General features: G+C 56.6%; 18 protein-coding genes, 1 tRNA gene and 1 pseudogene. 4 read left to right on the forward strand and 16 right to left on the reverse strand.

The features are described from left to right. The first annotated feature begins 197 nt into the window (after positions 1–197). Positions 198–273: transfer RNA gene (locus Mame_RS03080), tRNA-Thr, on the forward strand. Between the two features lie 8 nt (positions 274–281). Here the strand turns inward: Mame_RS03080 and Mame_RS03085 are convergent. The 3 genes from Mame_RS03085 to Mame_RS03095 all read right to left on the reverse strand — a co-directional run bounded on the left by Mame_RS03085 (position 282) and on the right by Mame_RS03095 (position 1,870). Then, positions 282–779 carry a hypothetical protein gene (locus tag Mame_RS03085; protein WP_235726831.1) on the reverse strand — a complete coding sequence of 166 codons (498 nt, stop codon included), beginning with the start codon at positions 777–779 and terminating at the stop codon, positions 282–284. Between the two features lie 153 nt (positions 780–932). Further along, complete coding sequence (locus tag Mame_RS03090) at positions 933–1,403, reverse strand: hypothetical protein (RefSeq protein WP_018065677.1); 471 nt, start codon at positions 1,401–1,403, stop codon at positions 933–935. A gap of 170 nt (positions 1,404–1,573) precedes the next feature. After that, positions 1,574–1,870, reverse strand: a complete 297-nt coding sequence (locus Mame_RS03095) for a hypothetical protein (RefSeq protein WP_018065678.1) — start codon at positions 1,868–1,870, stop codon at positions 1,574–1,576. A gap of 114 nt (positions 1,871–1,984) precedes the next feature. On the opposite strand from Mame_RS03095, the gene Mame_RS03100 reads away from it, so the two are divergent. Next, positions 1,985–2,203 carry a helix-turn-helix domain-containing protein gene (locus Mame_RS03100; RefSeq protein WP_033410483.1) on the forward strand — a complete coding sequence of 73 codons (219 nt, stop codon included), beginning with the start codon at positions 1,985–1,987 and terminating at the stop codon, positions 2,201–2,203. 340 nt (positions 2,204–2,543) lie between these two features. On the opposite strand, the gene Mame_RS03105 is transcribed toward Mame_RS03100, so the two are convergent. The 13 genes and pseudogenes from Mame_RS03105 to Mame_RS03160 all read right to left on the reverse strand — a co-directional run bounded on the left by Mame_RS03105 (position 2,544) and on the right by Mame_RS03160 (position 14,774). Continuing rightward, positions 2,544–3,743, reverse strand: a complete 1,200-nt coding sequence (locus Mame_RS03105; RefSeq protein WP_018065680.1) for a virulence-associated E family protein — start codon at positions 3,741–3,743, stop codon at positions 2,544–2,546. 32 nt (positions 3,744–3,775) lie between these two features. After that, complete coding sequence (locus Mame_RS27505; RefSeq protein ID WP_257789097.1) at positions 3,776–3,901, reverse strand: hypothetical protein; 126 nt, start codon at positions 3,899–3,901, stop codon at positions 3,776–3,778. Between the two features lie 233 nt (positions 3,902–4,134). Then, positions 4,135–4,590: a hypothetical protein gene (locus Mame_RS03110; RefSeq protein WP_155122014.1), complete on the reverse strand. Its 456-nt coding sequence runs from the start codon at positions 4,588–4,590 to the stop codon at positions 4,135–4,137. 40 nt (positions 4,591–4,630) lie between these two features. After that, positions 4,631–5,560 carry a tyrosine-type recombinase/integrase gene (locus Mame_RS03115; protein WP_418287796.1) on the reverse strand — a complete coding sequence of 310 codons (930 nt, stop codon included), beginning with the start codon at positions 5,558–5,560 and terminating at the stop codon, positions 4,631–4,633. 18 nt (positions 5,561–5,578) lie between these two features. Next, positions 5,579–5,797 (reverse strand): annotated as a pseudogene (locus Mame_RS27665) (hypothetical protein); the annotation flags it as partial. Positions 5,798–6,065: 268 nt separating this feature from the next. Then, complete coding sequence (locus Mame_RS03120; protein WP_018065683.1) at positions 6,066–7,235, reverse strand: hypothetical protein; 1,170 nt, start codon at positions 7,233–7,235, stop codon at positions 6,066–6,068. Continuing rightward, positions 7,229–8,182, reverse strand: coding sequence for a phospholipase D-like domain-containing protein (locus Mame_RS26505; RefSeq protein ID WP_155122015.1), 954 nt, complete (start codon positions 8,180–8,182; stop codon positions 7,229–7,231). The genes Mame_RS03120 and Mame_RS26505 overlap by 7 nt, the downstream gene beginning before the upstream one ends. A 2-nt stretch (positions 8,183–8,184) precedes the next feature. Next, on the reverse strand, positions 8,185–9,396 hold the full coding sequence (locus Mame_RS03135; protein ID WP_018065686.1) for a hypothetical protein: 1,212 nt from the start codon (positions 9,394–9,396) through the stop codon (positions 8,185–8,187). Next, positions 9,374–10,771, reverse strand: a complete 1,398-nt coding sequence (locus Mame_RS03140; RefSeq protein ID WP_018065687.1) for an ATP-binding protein — start codon at positions 10,769–10,771, stop codon at positions 9,374–9,376. The genes Mame_RS03135 and Mame_RS03140 overlap by 23 nt, the downstream gene beginning before the upstream one ends. Beyond that, positions 10,746–12,626: an ATP-binding cassette domain-containing protein gene (locus Mame_RS03145; RefSeq protein ID WP_157624543.1), complete on the reverse strand. Its 1,881-nt coding sequence runs from the start codon at positions 12,624–12,626 to the stop codon at positions 10,746–10,748. The genes Mame_RS03140 and Mame_RS03145 overlap by 26 nt, the downstream gene beginning before the upstream one ends. Positions 12,627–13,141: 515 nt before the next feature. After that, a complete protein-coding gene (locus Mame_RS03150; RefSeq protein WP_018065689.1) occupies positions 13,142–13,483 on the reverse strand; it encodes a helix-turn-helix domain-containing protein in 342 nt (113 codons plus the stop codon). Next, positions 13,483–13,836, reverse strand: coding sequence for a type II toxin-antitoxin system RelE/ParE family toxin (locus Mame_RS03155; protein ID WP_018065690.1), 354 nt, complete (start codon positions 13,834–13,836; stop codon positions 13,483–13,485). Before Mame_RS03155 ends, Mame_RS03150 begins: the two co-directional genes overlap by 1 nt. A gap of 155 nt (positions 13,837–13,991) precedes the next feature. Further along, positions 13,992–14,774 (reverse strand): DNA-binding transcriptional regulator, encoded by a 783-nt coding sequence (locus Mame_RS03160; RefSeq protein WP_018065691.1) that lies wholly within the window; start codon positions 14,772–14,774, stop codon positions 13,992–13,994. Positions 14,775–14,885: 111 nt separating this feature from the next. On the opposite strand from Mame_RS03160, the gene Mame_RS03165 reads away from it, so the two are divergent. Further along, positions 14,886–15,830: a DUF6282 family protein gene (locus Mame_RS03165; RefSeq protein ID WP_051085122.1), complete on the forward strand. Its 945-nt coding sequence runs from the start codon at positions 14,886–14,888 to the stop codon at positions 15,828–15,830. Positions 15,831–15,909: 79 nt separating this feature from the next. Further along, positions 15,910–16,887: a fumarylacetoacetate hydrolase family protein gene (locus Mame_RS03170; protein ID WP_018065693.1), complete on the forward strand. Its 978-nt coding sequence runs from the start codon at positions 15,910–15,912 to the stop codon at positions 16,885–16,887. Positions 16,888–16,906 lie beyond the last annotated feature (19 nt).

The raw sequence follows: 16,906 nt of genomic DNA on the forward strand, positions 1-16,906 counted from the left end.
AGACGCTTGAAAAACAGCCGCAGAGCCTGTAACAGCGCACTGCAACGCGAAACCGCGTTCGGGCCGCTTTAGCTCAGTTGGTAGAGCACATCATTCGTAATTACCGGGTCCGCCCGAGAATGACGTTCGAAGCCAGTGGGTTGGCGGGTGACAGAATAAAATAGTAGGGCCATAGTAGGCCGGCCCTGCGCTTGGAAGCCGCCTTAGCTCAGTTGGTAGAGCATCGCATTCGTAATGCGGGGGTCACGTGTTCGAGTCACGTAGGCGGCACCAGCTTTTGGTTATGCAACTACCCAAGCGATTGTTCCGTCACGCCTGACGAGGGCAAGTTCAATTCCCGAACGAGAACAACGCGGCTCCATCCGTTTGGCGAGGCGCTCCGTTTCTGGTGTCCAAGGAACCGCCGCTATTTCACGAGCCCCATCGAAGGGGCGGGCCATAAGCAGGCCAACCGCCTCGCATAATCCTCGGCGCAGTCGTGAAAGTTGGCCAGCATGCGTGCTGTTGATAGTGCCGCCCTTGCATTCAATCACTATCTGTCGTCCGTCCGCCACTCCCACCACGTCTCCGACACCGGAGCGAGGGTTGACGATCACAGTTTCATTGCCGCGCCGATAGTTACCTCCATAAGAAGTGCTACCCAGCCCTTCGGTTTTTACGAACCCTGCATTGCCAAGCCAAGCTGGAATGTCGAAGCGTTTGGCGTGCTCGCCATCGGGGTGGATTGAAACCGTCGCCTCGTCTGCATTGTCGAGAATATAGCGTGCCATTGCGAGCATAATGCTCGCCTCCGTCAACCGTTCCTCGATACCCCCTTGCGCTTTGCCTCGCCGTTTCTCAGGCGGCTCATGCCACGTCACATATTCCACAGGCTTCGTCCCATTAACCGAGGGGAGTAGAACCGCGCGTAAAACACGGAGGCTTTCCTTTACTCAGGCGGCATCTGGAGTTGTGTGCAATTGCTGCTCATATGCCTTTAGCAGCTGCCATTCACTCTCGCCGGGTAGCCGAACTTGGATTAGTTCCTTGCCGTTCAGGCTTGTTTTCTTACCGTCCCGCGTTCTGCAAAGCTCGTCGGCCGCTCCCGATGGGCTTGAGAACCGCTGCCCTTCAAGCACAAGAGAGCCGTTATCCACGTGCCCAGTGAAGTGCTGGCCGTTGTAGACCATCTGAAGATCGGTGCCGTGAGGGAGCATTAGTCCGGCAGACTTCCCCTTGCCGACCCACGAGCGTCCCTCTGCTATGGGGCTGGCAGCCAATGAGCGTGCAGAGCGTTGGACTGCAGAGACATCAATACCCAGCATTCGACGCAACACTTCATTAGGCGTTTCATCGAAACCCCGACGTTCTAATTCAATGGCCTTGTGCACATCGAAATCAATTTCGATCGACCGTGTTTGCATCTCAACACCTTTCCTCATTTCCCTTATCTTTCTCTTAAAAAACTCAAAGTCAAGTGATTTGAGTAATTAGAGTGTTTAGAGGGTGCTGACAGTTATCGATAGAATGGGGTGAGTGGTCACTTCGGCGTAAGCCACTTGTTGTAGCGTTTAAGCTGCAGGATTGATCAACTTCAGTGCCCTTCTAATCGCGTGGCGACGGACTTCCGCACGCGCCGCCAATATGTCTGCGCCGCACCGTCGCTTCGATACCACGCGTCGTGTTGCCGCAATAAAGCTTCCTCTGAGGGATCGGCAAAGTGTTCAATAAGTTCGTCGGCAGCACGCGTGATCTCCTCGGAGGGTATCAGTCGCGGTTTGATCGAGTCCGTCCAGAGGCCCCATGCGATCAGACCAGCGAATATGATCAACTGCATAACGCAGAAGATCAGAATTAGCCCGGCAATGAGCTTGACGACTATGTCCCACATCGCAGACCTCAACCTGTTACGATGTAGTCTATAGTCAACATTCCTTCTGCGAAAGCCAAAAATGAGATTCATGGTCCGTGGGCTTATCGTCTTCATTCGTGACTTAGTGCGCCCATGGAAGACGTGCGCGCGATACTCGCCCGAAACATAAAGGCCGCCCGCAAACGGCTGAAAATCTCGCAGGAAGAACTTGCCGCGCGGGCCGAGATCGACCGCACCTATGTCTCGGGCATCGAACGGCAGGTCAGGAACCCAACGATCACCGTTGTTGCAAGATTTGCAGAAGCCCTGGAGACCACCACGGCCAACCTGCTTGATGGCAATAGCCGGTAGTTGCCAGGAATATGCCCCCGTGCGACGCTCACGCGCCGCAAAGCCACGGTCGCCGCCCATAACCCAGCTCAGCGGCCCGTCGGAGGCCGTCAGACGCGCCCGGCGCGTTTGTGCTGGGCTTATAGCCCGCCGCGCCTGGGCGGCCGCAGAGGGCCCTATGCGGGCGGCGTGCAGTCCGGTCAACCTGCCCATAGCTGGCGGCAGCGGGTGTAACCTGTAACCGTAACCTTGGCCCCAAAAAGACAAACAGCAGGAGGGGGAGTGTGGCGCTCCCCCTTGCCGCCGCGCGGCACCGCGAACGGCACCGTTACGCGGGTTACGGTACGCCATAGGCTTACATTCAAAACGGCGGTTCCGCGTCGGAGGAGCCTGTCTTGACCCGCTCCAGCGTGGGTATGCCGCCATCGCCGCGCCGGGCGATCCATTCGTCCTTACGTTCATCGTCGGTGCCGCGCGCAAAACCCTTGCGCGGCGAGATGCCGCCTTGGCCGGGATCGTGCAGGCGGAAGGTGTTATAATCCCAACCGATCCGGTCCATGATCATCCGCAGGCGTTGCGCCTCGGGTGCCCTCATCCTGCCGCCCTCGAAGCCGAGGAGGAGCTTGACGCTTTCCAGCGAGACGCGGCCTGTGCGCTCGCCCAACCAGTCTTCGAGCACGGGTTCGAAGGTGTCTTCGACAAGGCGCACGGTTTGCACGTCCGCTGCCGCCTTCCAGAGGTGGCGCGGTAGCCCGATCTCCTCGCCGGCCCGTTCCCGCACCACCGCCTCGGCCCAAAGCTGGTGCACGTCTTCCTTCAACCTCGCCAGGGCGATTTCGGCCACCTTTACGGGCCAGAAACGGCGATTGCCGGTCAAGTCGCGAAGATAGGCGTCTTCATTGGTGGTGCCGATAATGATGCAGTGCCGGCGATAGCCGCGCGCATCGTGACCGTAGGCCTTGCGGTAATTGTCGGTATCCGTGCTGAGGAATTTCTTCAGGCTCTGGCTCGTGGTGTGGTTCATGCCGTCGAGTTCCTGGCACTCGACAATCCATGCGCGGGCGAGAAGCTCGGCCTTGGTTTTGTCGTCGCTCTTCAAATCGAGATTGCCGCAGAACCACTCCTTGCGGACGGCAAGCCGCTCCGCGAGCCCGGACTTGCCGGCACCTTGCGGACCTTCGAGCACCAGCATCGTGTCGAACTTGACGCCGGGCTGTTTGATCCGCCGCACACCGGCGATCAGCAGCTTGGAGCCGAAGGCGCGGTTGAGCTCGGTATCCTCGGCACCGCAATAGTCCCTCAGCCATGTATCGATGCGCGGCGTGCCGTCCCAGGCGAGGCCGTCGAGATAGTCGATGACCGGATGATAGGCCTGATCGTGGGCAACCGCGATCAGCTCCCGCCTGACGGCGCTTGGACTCGCCTTGAAATGCAGGTCCCGCAGGAACTTGCTGCTCAGGATTTCGATGATTTCATTGAGGTCGCGGTCGCTGAGACCCTGGCCGGTGATCTCGTCGGCATTGATGAAGAGGTTTCGGCGCGCGTCGACGCCGAGCCGCATCAGCGCGTAGCGGACATTGTCGGGATGGTCCTTCAGCGGGACGCGCTGAGCCCGGTGAGCGTGGCGACTTCTTTCGTGGTGAGAAGCTTTTCGGGATAGACAAAGGTGCGCAACGAGACGGGACCGTTCGCGCGAACGGACGATGAGTTGGGATTCATATCGAACCTACCTGTGGTAGGCCCTGCCAAGGCCGGTTAGGACACTCGGCGATCTGCATCATTCATCTGACGTGGCAGGGAAAATCCCCTAAAGAGCGCCACCCGAGGGCTAAAACCCACGGAACCCGCCACGGATTTTCATCCGCTGGATGCCGTCACCTCATCCGCTATAAATATCGCATAGCGTCAGGGTTTTCTCAACCCAAGGGCGCGGTGCGTCAAATCTTTCGCGTCTAACGGTTTGATTGCAAACGATTTTGTTTCACCGAGAAGCAGTGAGCATCCCATTCCGCAAGCTCGCACAGAATGCGCGAGACTGCCTCGTCTCGCAGGGCCTCGGTTGCCGGATCGCTTTCAACGACATGCCGCCTATATTCGCGACAAAGCAGGTCTTTCGCCTCGCGGACCTTGACCGGGCAATCGAGCCCAAGGATTTCACGGGCCGCACTTTCCGCGAGCGAGGCCACCGAACGGGCGGGCGCGCTGTTCGAAGTGGGAACCAGGGCGAATATTTCGGCATTGCAGATATCCCGCCGTCGTTCGCGGATCATATAGGCAAGCGCTTCATCGATTGCGCCATCCGGCGTAGTCGACGGACCCAAGAGCGCTTTCATCGCCAAACCCAGTCGGCGCTCGACGCACTGGCCCGACTCTGCGGTCACCGGATGCGCTGCGATGATTGCCAGCAAGACCCGCTCCAGCACCGTTTCGGTTCCCGCTATCATCGCGTCAGTCCGCAGCATCGACCAGCTCCAATATCCGTTGTGCGACCTGTTCCACCGGCCCGCGCAAGCGCTCGGCATTGACGACGATGTAACCGCCCGTCACGTCGCCCGTGGCGCGATGGTTTAGCAGTCGCTTGAGCGCGTAATAGGGAACGTCTAGGCTCTCCGCGATGGTGATGAAGGTGCGGCGAAGGTCGTGCAGCGTGAAGCTGACCCCGGCACCGGCGCTAACGCGCTGAAGAAACTTCTTCGTCTCGATAAGATGCCCGTCCTTGCCCGGCCCCGGAAACACGAAGGGCGAGCCATTTGACCGTTTGCGGCGTTCTGAGAGGAGGTCGAACAGGAAGGTGGAGAGCGGCAGAGTCAGCGGGTCGCCGTTCTTCGTCTTGGGCAGATGCAGGGTCTTCGCAACAAGGTCCACATTCTCCCAGCGCAGCGCCATCAGCTCACCCCGGCGCATTCCGGTAAAGAGCGCCGTCAACAGGAAGTCGCGGGAATGTTCCGGCTCCGCGTGGACCGCCTTCCACCAGTTCGGCAAATCCTGCGCCGAAACGAGCGTCTGCCGACGCTGCTCGCGATGCCATGCCCGCGCCTGCGTCAATATCTGTGCGGGGTTGGGCGGAAGCTCGTCATGCGTCGCAGCGGCGAAATTATAGACCGACCGGAAATGCCGGAACACGTTGTTCGCGGTCGTCTTGCCCACTTCCGCCGAAAGCTCCTGATGGCGCTTCAACACCATCTGCCGGGTAATCTCGTTGATCGGCTTCCTGCGCCAGGATTTCAGATAGAGCCGCGCCGAGCGGGTGTAGTTGTCGACCGTATGTCTGGAAAGGTGGGGCCGCGCGGCAAAGAAACTGTCGAACGCATCGGCCAGCGTGAGCTTGGTTACGACTTCCCGTTTCTTTTCCTTGTTGGGGTTCCGCCCCTCGGCCATCTCGCCCAAAAGCGCCAGCGCCTTCTTGCGGGCAATCTCCGGCGCGAACAGATCGGCGCGGCCGATCGTGACGCGGCAGGTCCGTCGCTGCACCTGCTTCTCGGCAAAGTACACCTTGGATTTGGTCCCGACCCGCAACCCGAAGCCGGGGAGCAGGGTATCGCGGTAAAAAACCTGACCACTTTGGGGGAAGGGAATGGCATCAACAGCGTGACGCGTAAGACGTAGGTTTGGCATTTGAGACCTCCTTTCGGCCTCAACGCAACCTAACCCACTAATCTATAATTGCTAGTGATATCAGAGACTTATGACACACAAAGAAGCTTTGTCATAGAACCGGAAACGCGATCCAACGCCCGCGCACGCGCGATCGGACGAAAATCGGAATCGCCAGTGTCAGGGTGGCCATCGCCATGGAACAAACATCACATGTAACAGCGATTCAAATAATACACGGTTTCCAATGCGGTGAGGCTCACCCAAGCACCGCGCAGATCCCGGCATCTTACGCTACGCCACCCTCCCCAAGAACTTCTTCGACAATTTCATTGTCGTCTAGGAAGTCCACCGACACAGCGCCTTCAGCTGGATCATGCCCAGCAAGGCGCACCTCCTCAATCACCTGTTGCATCGTAGTGACAATCTTGCGCGGGGTGATCTCCGTAAGTTGCGAAGCAATTGTCTCTATTGCTGCTTCTTCGAACGGGAAAAACTCCCCTTCACCCTCTGGATCGACGCGATTGCTGTTCAGAATCTCTCGCACAAATGCCACGGCATCATCCTTGTCGAGCACAACCAATTCGATCTGCCGATGAATACGGCTCAGGATGTAATCGAAGAACAGCACGGCTAGCTGCGAAATCTCCGCTGAAAGCGCAATGACCATACAGAAACAATTCGGGCAGTTGTCGTAGATGTGGCGCAGAATGTCGTTAACCTCACGTGCCTCCTTGACACTGGCGCGCTCCAGATCGTCCAGCTCATCAATGAAGAGGTACGCGCCTTTCTTGAAGCGCCTCTTGCTCGTTTCTGAGATGTCCATTTCGTGGACAAAAAGGTTCACCAACCGGGTGAAGATCATCATCGCTTGGTAATCAGTGAGCGTCTTGGGCGCGATCAATTTCAGGAAGTCGTCTTCCTTCTGGCAATGGTAGATTTCCTTGGCGAAATTATTCAATTCAACCGGAGGGATCAGTAGCTCGATAATCTTTTCGGCGGGGACATCATGTGTGTGACCGTGGGCGGTGCGGCAAAGCGAAATGCATTCGGTCAGGAAGTTATGGTACGCTTGTACGTTAGCCATAAGATCGGACTTGGCTATAATGTCATCGAGAAATGCTCCGGCAAAGGTCAGCTTGCCCTTGTCCTTGCGCAAGGTCGGAATGAAATAGCACACTGCGTCAAAGGTCTTTTTCTCTTCGTGTAAGATACGGTTCTGCGCCCAAAGCAGAGAATGGGATTTACCAGTACCGTAGTTGCCATAGAGCATGATGAAGTTGGCATTGCCGACCTGATCTGCCAGGGATCGACGAAGATACTTATCGAGTTGCTTCTTCTGTTTTTCATAGCCGACCCAGATGCTTGCGCGCGGATCGGCGGCAAAGTTTGGATTTGACCGGAACGGATTATCTCTCAGATTAGCTTTTTCATAATAGTCTCCAGGCTGCATCACCATTTCCCGTTCTCCAGTTTTTGCCATTGCCCGCGCGCTAGGTACCGGCGCACCTCAGATAGCTCATAGCCGTGCATCATCAATTCTGCGATATATTCTTCCACATAGCCGATCTCATTTTCCGGCACCGAGTAGCAGAGTTCTTCGTTCCGCTGACGTTCACCGAGCGCCATGCCCATGCCCGTAAGATTAGAAGAGCCGACAAGAATCAGCGACGAATAGCGATCACCCTCGCGCAGGCCTGTTTCGTAGCGGCGGTTCTCATCGAAAACGAAGCAATAGAGCTTCGAGTGCAGGCGCGGATATACAAATATACCGACATTCCGTTCGGCCAACTTTTCCATCCACTCGATTTTCTTGTCTTTCGGTGGCGCCGTTATCAGCGCCACGCTTGCCCCGTCTTCGACCTGATCTAGCAAGAGTTTCCCAAATGGCTTAGTGGGCGCAAACAAGTCTCCGTTAACGAACGGAGCAACCAGCCAGATATCTTTGTGGGGAAGATTGCGGCGCGAGAATATCTCGCGGTAGATTTGAGGATGTGGGACGTTGCGTTTGAAGCGATTGACGGGCGGTGGAGCTGCAACCTGTTTCTCACGTTCTGGCATGCCAGCCAGTGCCGCTGCCACCTCAGGCCCACCGTCATCCACGGCCACCGCCGCTTCAATAGCTCCAGCGGCAGGTCCGGTCAGATTGTCTTCGACGCTGTGCTCTCCCGCACGAAACAGATAGATGTTCTCACCCATGCGAATGAAGATGACACGGTAAGCCGTGCGCTTGCGGCTTACATAGCGTATCCAAGCATCATCAATCCCTTTATACGGGTGATCGTCAGCATCAGGCCTGAAACTACCGTCGGGGCGTATGGTCTTCTGCAGTACCCGACGCGCAAAATGCGCGTCGTTATGCTCTTGTAGGTCAGAAATGAAATCGGGAAGCAGAAATACTGGCATACTTATCTCTTGATACTCAATGCACCGCCGGTATGTCGCGATGGCCGTAGGGCTAACCGGCGCTGCTCACCTTTCTGCTCAGCCAAGATAGCAGAAGGGAGGTCGAGCACAGGCTTACGACGCGCGCAGCCCATAGCAATGGCAGACGGATAGGCAATCGTGATCGGCAATTCGCGCCGCAACATGGCTTTTCGCACATGAAGGCTGCGAAAGACCTCAATCATCTCTCCGATAACCTCCACAGCAGCATCCACATCGTTCTTCGCATTCGGTTTGACATGAAGACCGGCATAGGCTTCGGCGAAGTCCACGAGACATGTCCAAAGGTTCTTTGTGTCATCCCCAAATAAGTCGGGCCTAAAGCCAGATCTCACCAGCTCATAGTCCATAGGCCAGAAGGTGAAATAGTCTGTCGTATCGATGTATCCGCGCTGCCGGAGACCATCTAGGAAGTCATGGCCGCGCTGTGTGAGCCCCTTTTTCTCATCCCAAAGTCCAAGCGAGATGGCCCAGTCACGGCGTCTTGGAGGGACTTTGCGGAAATAGTCATCCGAGAATTCGATCTCATCGTCTTCATCCATACCCAACCGTGCCGCTCGCTCAGATTGCAGCGGCTCAGTTCGCCGCAAAGAAGCTACCGACTGACCGCCTCCCGCGCTTCCTTTGTTCTTTTCCTGGCGTTCAATCGTGATGACGCGATTGATAAGCTGCGCGGTCGCTTTACCCTTCAAGTACTCAACAGCTTCGCCGCGCTTGTTCCGCATCATCGCTCTGAGCGTGTCCTTGATGGCCTGCTCCTCGAACCCTGCCAGCAGCAGGTTCACGAATATTTCGCCGTCATTGACTAGGATTGCCCAAAGAAAGAGAAAATCGCGCGCAGCTTGATTTTCTTCCTCCTCACCCAAGAGCTCAGACGCTATCGCGATGGCATCGAGGTTTTCCAAGGCGATCACATCGCCGGAGGTGCGGTGGATTAAGCGCAGCGAGTTAAAAAAGTCGCCAATGTGCTTCTCGGCACTCTTGTCGCGTCCCCAGTTACCTTCGTCCTTGCTGCCGGTTACCAGTTCATGCCAACTCGCAGCTGTGATGTCACGATCTTTCAGGTATCTTGAGGCCAAGTCCCCCACTCGTTCGGCGGTGTATTCCAGACCCACCGAGTAGCCGATCTTCCGCATAAAAATAGCATAGGGATCAGAATGGGCTGTAGCCACCATGTGCGCTCACTCTCGGACGGATTTGGACAAGAACGGTTCGACTACTGGCTTGATCTCCTAGAAAGCACTGACCGGCATCAAGAACACGCATCATGTCGCCGAAATCGGTCAGATTGGTACCCGCGAATTTCATCGTCCTAACCGACTTCGTCGGTATACGATCTACAGCTGCGTTGATATCGCTTTGAAAGCTCAGCCTGTGGCTGAACGTGACATTGACTTGGCTAAGTATGCGATCATCAAGAGCTGAGGGTTGCTGAGTAGCCAGAACTAGCGACAGACCAGCATCGCGGCCACGCTTTACGTACTCCACAAGCGCACTGCGCGCCGGTGAAATTTGATCCCTTGGGGCAACTACATGGGCCTCATCGATGACCAGCCACACCCGATCCGGCGTACCGTCGCCCTCATAAGACTGCTCAAAAAAGCTCGCCGTTTTCTTCTTGTTGTGATGTCGCCCAAGGATATCAAAGAGATTTCGGGCGATCACAGCCGTGATGAGCGATTTGTCCTCATTGCGTAGCTCACGGAGCGAGAGGATGTTGCAACTTCCGTCTTCTAAGAAGTCCCTGACGCTCAGACCAGAGGCCGAAAACAGGTTGGTGCGTCGATAGTCATCCAGCTTGTATGTGATCGCGTTGCGCGAGGATTCCGCCACGGTTGGCCAGTTGGCGTCATCGCCAATGTAACTTAGCATATCGGTAATCTCGAAATCCGTATCACCGAGGGCTTCAAGCGTTGCCGAAATGATATGTCCCTGGGGACTATAGACTTCCTGGCCAAGTAGTGCGCACCATTCTTCCGCTCTTACGTCCTTTGGCCTGATCTGAAGCGTCTGTTCAGTGCCTAGAAACGTGGTCGATCCAGGCGGGGCATAAACCTTTGCCGCGGCGAGGTTGTTTGGCTCAAGATTCCAGCGTTTCAGCTCTTCGAGTTGAAGCTTGTTAGCCTCTATGGATTCGCGAGGCGGATAACCGAGCGTCCAAAATTGGCTCTGTGTATCGATAATTATCGAGGTTATCGGCTTCACGCTGTTCTGGATCGGCGAGGACTTGGCAAGCTTGGAAATTCCTTCCACAAGCACGCCAAGATCAAAGCTTTTACCGCTACCTCGCGTTCCGGTGATATAGATCACATGCGGAAAAGTAGTATCCAACCAGGCATCCGCACCCAGATAACTCTTACCTTTCGTACTCTCTAAAATTTTCCCGACATATAGAAGGTTGGCGTAGTTCTCAGCTTTTAGCGCCCGACCGAAGACAACGTTTTGTCCCTTCGAGACATACTGTACCTTTACAAGCGGGTCTTCGACCGTATAGGGGCTCTTGTCGATAACGGTCCCAAACCGTTCAGCCGACTTGGTCGAGAAACTCATTCTGGTATTCCTTATAAGACAACCATGCCGGTTCGTCGCCCGAGCGAAGCATCAAGACCTTTGTTGGACGCAAGGCGTCGAGATAGTGAGTGTGGTTTGCGGCCGCGATAAAGGCGATACGTCCTGTCGCGATAACCTGTTTGCGCAAGTTGTGGGCAACGATCTTGGCCGTGATGGGATCAAGATCACTGCAAAACTCGTCTAGGAGCCAAACCTCCTCATCTCTGAGCAGCAGCTCGGCGATCATGGCCCGATATTGCTGTCCACGGCTTAGCATCCAGAAAGGCTTAATGAAGGCTAGCGCCTCTGACAGGCCGACGCGGCTCAGGGCAACAAAAGCCTTCTCAGGTGTAAACTTCTCTGCCAAGGCCTCAAATATCGGGATATCATCTCGCAACGGTCGCAACCAGCCAGCGGAATGCGTCAGGCTTCCTGCGCGCTTTACCGTCAGGTTGCCGTCCAAAGTCTTTTCTGGATCAAGTGCGTTCAAAAATACACTTTTTCCGCTTCCGCTGGTACCAACCACGAAGATGATATTGCCATTCGATGCCTTGACGGAGACGTTTTGAACGATATCGGCATAGACCGTGTCGCCCTTCAATCCGAACGCGTCCATGATAATCTTGGTAGATCGGGTTTCTGGCACGCGGTAGGCCGCTCGAATCGACAAGGCGTCTATGTTGATCTGTGTACTTCTAGCGGAGAATTCAAACTGATTTGTAGTAGCGGTTTCCGCCTTAGGACGGCTTTTCAAGGCAGCACGCATGTATGTCGCTGTGTAGTCATCGAGCGGGCAAAGAAAATACGGAATTGGGTTACGAATCACAGAACGCAAGACAGCCCATTCGCCTGTTGTCAGGGCATCCTGATTTAGCTCGATCTTTCTTTTTAGCGCTTCCAGCCCCTCCTCAAAACTGATTTGTAATGTCTTGCAGTAGTCTTCCAAGGCACGGAAATACTTGCGTTGTAAGCTCATCATCCCAAAATCGCCGCTGGGATCGCGAGCCATAGACTGCATATCTTTTAGAACTCGGGTGATATTTCCTTCGGTTCTTCCGATGAATTTGAAGCCAGAAGATGTCACAAAATCTATGTGGCTTAGCATCTCTGCTGAGATTTCCATGAAGATTGGGCGCATTCCGCCGATGTGCCAGCGTTCAGCCGAGAAGTTCTTGGCTGCCTTGATAATTCTCCGTGTCAAACCGAGACCGCGCAACTCCGGGCTAATCACGATGCGCCCAATTCGAACTATCGTGTTTAGGTAGTCCTTCATCGCATGCTGATCCCAGCGCTCCCATCGGATGTCCCGAGCAGGATGGTCAAAAGGATGATTAAAAAGCTCGTGGCGTGGCTTGCACATCATGAGCGGCATTTGGAGTTCGACATATCCCGCTGGCAGCCAACGCTCACCAATTTTTATTGATGCATAGAGAACTGCTCGGCGCCCGCCAGCGGAAGTCGTTGTCTTCGCAGATTCATCGTCCGGAGTTTTTTCGCCTAGTGAATTATTTGTCTTGTAATGAAATTGCTCAAGAAACTCGAGAGCCCGCATGTCGCTTTCAGAGTTGATCTCCCGAATTCGAACATCAAACCTTTCCTTGCCAATGGATACACTATCATCCACAGCAAACAGCGGCGTTAGCGGAATGTCGGGCCCATCCTCCTCCTTTGCAGCCACGAAAACTTTGTCGCTGCCGGAGGCGCCAAAGCGAATCTGGTCGCCTTTGCCGACTACAGCAAACCGATGAACACGAACTGTTACAGAAGCCTCATCCCCACTGCGAACAGTAATGTTTTTATAGTGCCCTTTTGGATTCGAAGTCAGTACACTGTATGTTTTTGCTGTTCTGGTCATAATCAACTGCATTTTCGAACTGATATGTGGACATTCATACCGCATTGATTGAATCGCGACCACCCTTCATTAGGAGCTCGGAATTGCAATCGCTAGGTGGGGCGCTACTTTTCCCCATCAGGAGTTAGCATAGATTGAAGCCCAAACCCGCTGACATCCCGACATCTACCCGCTCCCATCCCCGCCCAAAATGGTCGAACCCGTTGATAGGGGGAGGTCAGCCAGAGAGGGCGTGATTGGCGATTAGTAGGGCAGATCAGGATTTGTATTTCGCTAGTAGGGTCGCGGAGTGAAAGGGGTGGCAACAGGGTGACATGATGTGCTACCTCTCGCCTCGCGAAAGCGGAGTCAGGCCAAGGGCTTGTGCAAGCCGGTCCAATCTGCGGAAACGTGATCTAACTATCTGATATCATTGCGAAAAACAATTCGTAATGATGGGGTCACGTGTTCGAGTCACGTAAGCGGCACCAGTTTCTCAGCCTTAGTATTTGTTTTTCTGCTCCGGTGGACAGGGGTCAGTTGCGAGGAATATCGGAGAAGTTCCTCTCGCCGATGCCAGACAGGCGAATGGGGGCGTGGTCCTCGAACTTCACGACCAGTTCCAGCTCTCCGCCGAGGGCCTCCACATAATCCCTGAGCGTCGAAAGCAGGAAATCGGAACGCTTTTCAAGCTGCGCGACCGATACCTGCCTCTTGCCCATTTTCCTGCCGATATGCTCCTGAGTCAGGTCAAGCGCCTTGCGAAGCTTCTGGAGCGTGTCGTATTCCTCGAGCAGCTCTTTCGCCCGCAGATCGGATGCCGCGATCATCTCGGGAGTCATGGTTTCGGCAAAAACGTCTTCGGCGGACTTCGTCATCACTTTTTATCCTTCCTTTTCAACGCGTGCAGATGGGCCTCGTAGCGCCTGTCAGCCGTGTTGATCAGCTTCTTGTAAAATTTCTTTTCGCTCACGCTTGATTTGTCGGCGGCGACGAGAACCACGGCCTTTCGGTCGGGGTCGAACGCGAAGGCAGCCCTCCAGACGCCACCCGCCGCATCAAACCGAAGCTCCTTCATGTTGGCGTAGCACGAACCGTTCAGCGTATCGGCCCGGGGTCGCCCAAGTTCGGGGCCGCGTTCGGCGAGGAGCAACACCATGGCGCGCAGCTCGATCTTCACTTCGCTGTCGAATGTGCGGAAATCGTCAACGAAATCATCGTCAAAAACCACAGTCCATGCCACGCAATATAGCCTTCAGTTTATATAACTTCAAGGCTATAAAATTATCAGGGGCAGGGCTTTCAAGCAACCTTAGATTTAGTGTCGCGTCTCCCTCCACACGTTAAACGAACACGCGGTTGGGAAGCGCCTAGGGGAGCTGCGTTTCACACCAGCGCACTGCTCTTCAACCGCGTCAGGTCCCGCGTGATCTCCTTGGAGGCTGATTTCAGGACCGGGGCGTAGCGGTCGCAGGCTTCGCGGTGGGAGGAGAAGGCGGAGCGGAAATAGGTGAGGCCGAGACTGGCGACCACGCGGCCGGAATCGTTGAAGACAGGCACGGCCAGCGTATCGGAATTGCGCGGCTCGACATGGGTGGCGCGGGTGGCGTAGCCGCGGGCCCTGGTCATGGCGACCAGCCGGTTCATCTTCTCCGGGTTGCGGGCAAGCGCGTTTTCCGGATCGTCCGACGTCTGCAGCATGCGCAGGACCAGCCCCAGCTCCTCCTCCTCGGCGAAAGCGAGATAGGCAAGGCCCAGACCGCGGGTGATCAGCGGAAGGCGCATGTTGACGGTCTTGTGGAACGGCGAGACCGAACTGTCCGGCACGGTCGAAAACCGCACCACCACGGCATCGCGGTCCAGAAGCGCGATCGAGACCGGCCATTGATGCTTGCGGGTGACGGCGACCGCCCAGGGCCGGCCGGCCTCCACCACCATAGGCTCCTTGTGATAGCCGGAGGAGAGCGAGGCCACCAGCGCGGAGAGCTGATAGCCGCCGACGCGCGGATCATTCTCCACATAGCCCGCCTGTTCCAGCGTCTTCAGGATGCGCACCAGCGTCGGCTTCGGTAGCCTGGTGCGCTCGTGAAGGCTGGCGATCGAAGTGTAGGGTTGCAGGTTCATTTCCTGCAGCACGCGCAGGCCGCGCTCAATCGAACGAATGCTCACCTCATCCTCCCGGTCAGTGGCGTTTCGTCTGTCGAAACGAGATGGGTTTGCGCGTTGTCGGCGCAAATTGTCAAGCCCTATACCTTTTTCCAGCAAGACAAGGAGACTGGCATGGCAGAGAACGGGGCGGAAAACAGGGAGAAGGCGCGCGCGCTGATGGCGACGATCGATGACGGCGTCGTCGACGGGTTGATGAAGGGGGCGGTGGATCTGCACGTCCATTCCGGCCCCTCCACCATGGCGCGCCAGCTCGATCATTTCCAGGCCGTGGAACAGGCGGCCGCCGCCGGCATGCGCGGCATCATGTTCAAGGATCACCACTATTCAGTGGCCCCCTTCCTGCCGATCATGGAGCGCGTGCTCGGCCACCTGAACGTGGCGATGTATGGCGGGCTGGTGCTCAACAACACCACCGGCGGGCTGAACCCCTACGTGGTCGACGCCCAGCTCAACCAGGGCGCAAAGCTCGTCTGGATGCCGACGGCGCAATCGGCCAACCACATTCGCTCCTCCCACCGCAAGTCCCGCCTTGCCTCCAATGTCCAGCTCAAGAAATCGCCCGGCATCACGGTGCTCGATGCCTATGGCGACATTCTCGACGTGGTGAAGGAAATCCTCGATTCGATCGCCGCCTTCGACGCGATCCTGTCATCGGGGCATCTGCATATCTACGAAATCTGGAAACTGTTCGAGGAGGCGAAGAAGCGCGGCGTCAAGCGGCTTCTGGTCAACCATCCGATGTATGGCCTGCATTTCACCTATCAGGACATCACGGAGCTTGCCCAGTTCGGCGCGCTGATCGAGCAGTCGGCCTGCCTCTATGTGGATTCGCGCTTCAACGTGTTCTCCCCGGAGGAGTTGAAGGAGCACATCCTGGCCGCCGGCGTCGAGCATTCCTCGATCGGCTCCGATCTCGGCCAAGTGGACAATCCCTCGCCGGTGGAAGGCATGCGCCAGGCGATCAAGCTGCTGCTCGCGCTCGGTTTCTCCGAGGACGAGGTGCGCCTGATGGTGCGCGACAATTCCGCAAAGCTGGTCGGTCTCGATCTCGGCTGAGCCTTCCTTCTCCGTGTGCCGGATGGGCGCCGAAACACGCAAGCAGACATGAAGCCCGCCCGAACAGCAGGAGACTACCGTGAAACTAGGCACGATCAATCATCAGGGACGCCCGGCGCTGGTCGCCCAAAAGGACGGCAAGCCCGTGCTGTTGTCCGCGCTCTATGCCAGCGCCGGCCTTGGCGATGCGCCGCGCTCGATGCTCGATCTGATCGAGGAGGGCAGGCTCGCCGAGGTGCGCGCGGCGCTCGAAAACGGCACGGCCGAGCCGCTTGACGAAGCAGCCCTCGACTGGCTGCCGCCGCAGCCGCGCCCCTCCAAGGTGCTTGGCGTCGCCTTCAACAATATGGGCATCCGCAAATCCGCCCATCGCGATCCGGGCGTGCCGAACTTCTTCCTCAAGGCGCCCTCCTGCCTCACCGGCCACAACAAGCCCATCATCATGGAAGAGCATTTCGGCGAGACCATTCCGGAGCTGGAGCTTGCCGCGGTGATCGGCAAGCGCTGCCGGAAGGTCACGGTGGAGGAGGCGAAGGAGGCGATCTTCGGCTTCACCATCACCAATGACGTCACCTCGCACGGCCTGAAATTCGGCCTCGATTCGATCGCCACCACCCGCGAGAAGGACCTGATCCGCCCGCATCATCTGGCCTGGCGCAACCGCAAGGGCGAGGACGACAACGACGTCTATTTCGTCTACCACACCCGCTCCAAGGCGACCGACACATTCGGCCCGATGGGCCCGTGGATCACCACCGCCGACGAGGTTGAAAACCCCGATGCGCTGGAGGTGAAGGGTTGGTTCGACGGTGAGCCCTTCGCGGTTGATTCGACGGCGAGCTATCGTTTCAAGGTCGCCGAGGTGATCGCCGAGGCGAGCCGCTACTTCACGCTCCTGCCCGGCGACATCATCTGCTTCGGCACCTCGGCCAAGGGCGTCGGCAACTTCCCCAACGGCCACCGTTCGGTCAATATGCACAAGCTTTCCGGTGTCATCGACATCGAGATCGAGGGGCTCGGCCATCTGTCGAACTCGGTCGTGCACGACTGGAAGTAAGCTGAAACGACGCATGGCG

Origin of the sequence: Martelella mediterranea DSM 17316 (assembly GCF_002043005.1) — a bacterium.
GTDB classification, from domain to species: Bacteria; Pseudomonadota; Alphaproteobacteria; order Rhizobiales; family Rhizobiaceae; genus Martelella; species Martelella mediterranea.

What these genes read in the sequence shown, in the direction of transcription:
- Mame_RS03085 (WP_235726831.1), bottom strand. Translation starts at nt 779, where the DNA reads ATGCTCGCAATGGCACGCTATATTCTCGACAATGCAGACGAGGCGACG.
- Mame_RS03090 (WP_018065677.1), bottom strand. Translation starts at nt 1,403, where the DNA reads ATGCAAACACGGTCGATCGAAATTGATTTCGATGTGCACAAGGCCATT.
- Mame_RS03095 (WP_018065678.1), bottom strand. Translation starts at nt 1,870, where the DNA reads ATGTGGGACATAGTCGTCAAGCTCATTGCCGGGCTAATTCTGATCTTC.
- Mame_RS03100 (WP_033410483.1), top strand. Translation starts at nt 1,985, where the DNA reads ATGGAAGACGTGCGCGCGATACTCGCCCGAAACATAAAGGCCGCCCGC.
- Mame_RS03105 (WP_018065680.1), bottom strand. Translation starts at nt 3,743, where the DNA reads ATGCGGCTCGGCGTCGACGCGCGCCGAAACCTCTTCATCAATGCCGAC.
- Mame_RS27505 (WP_257789097.1), bottom strand. Translation starts at nt 3,901, where the DNA reads ATGAATCCCAACTCATCGTCCGTTCGCGCGAACGGTCCCGTCTCGTTG.
- Mame_RS03115 (WP_418287796.1), bottom strand. Translation starts at nt 5,560, where the DNA reads ATGGCCGAGGGGCGGAACCCCAACAAGGAAAAGAAACGGGAAGTCGTA.
- Mame_RS03120 (WP_018065683.1), bottom strand. Translation starts at nt 7,235, where the DNA reads ATGGTGATGCAGCCTGGAGACTATTATGAAAAAGCTAATCTGAGAGAT.
- Mame_RS26505 (WP_155122015.1), bottom strand. Translation starts at nt 8,182, where the DNA reads ATGCCAGTATTTCTGCTTCCCGATTTCATTTCTGACCTACAAGAGCAT.
- Mame_RS03135 (WP_018065686.1), bottom strand. Translation starts at nt 9,396, where the DNA reads ATGGTGGCTACAGCCCATTCTGATCCCTATGCTATTTTTATGCGGAAG.
- Mame_RS03140 (WP_018065687.1), bottom strand. Translation starts at nt 10,771, where the DNA reads ATGAGTTTCTCGACCAAGTCGGCTGAACGGTTTGGGACCGTTATCGAC.
- Mame_RS03145 (WP_157624543.1), bottom strand. Translation starts at nt 12,626, where the DNA reads ATGACCAGAACAGCAAAAACATACAGTGTACTGACTTCGAATCCAAAA.
- Mame_RS03150 (WP_018065689.1), bottom strand. Translation starts at nt 13,483, where the DNA reads ATGACGAAGTCCGCCGAAGACGTTTTTGCCGAAACCATGACTCCCGAG.
- Mame_RS03165 (WP_051085122.1), top strand. Translation starts at nt 14,886, where the DNA reads ATGGCAGAGAACGGGGCGGAAAACAGGGAGAAGGCGCGCGCGCTGATG.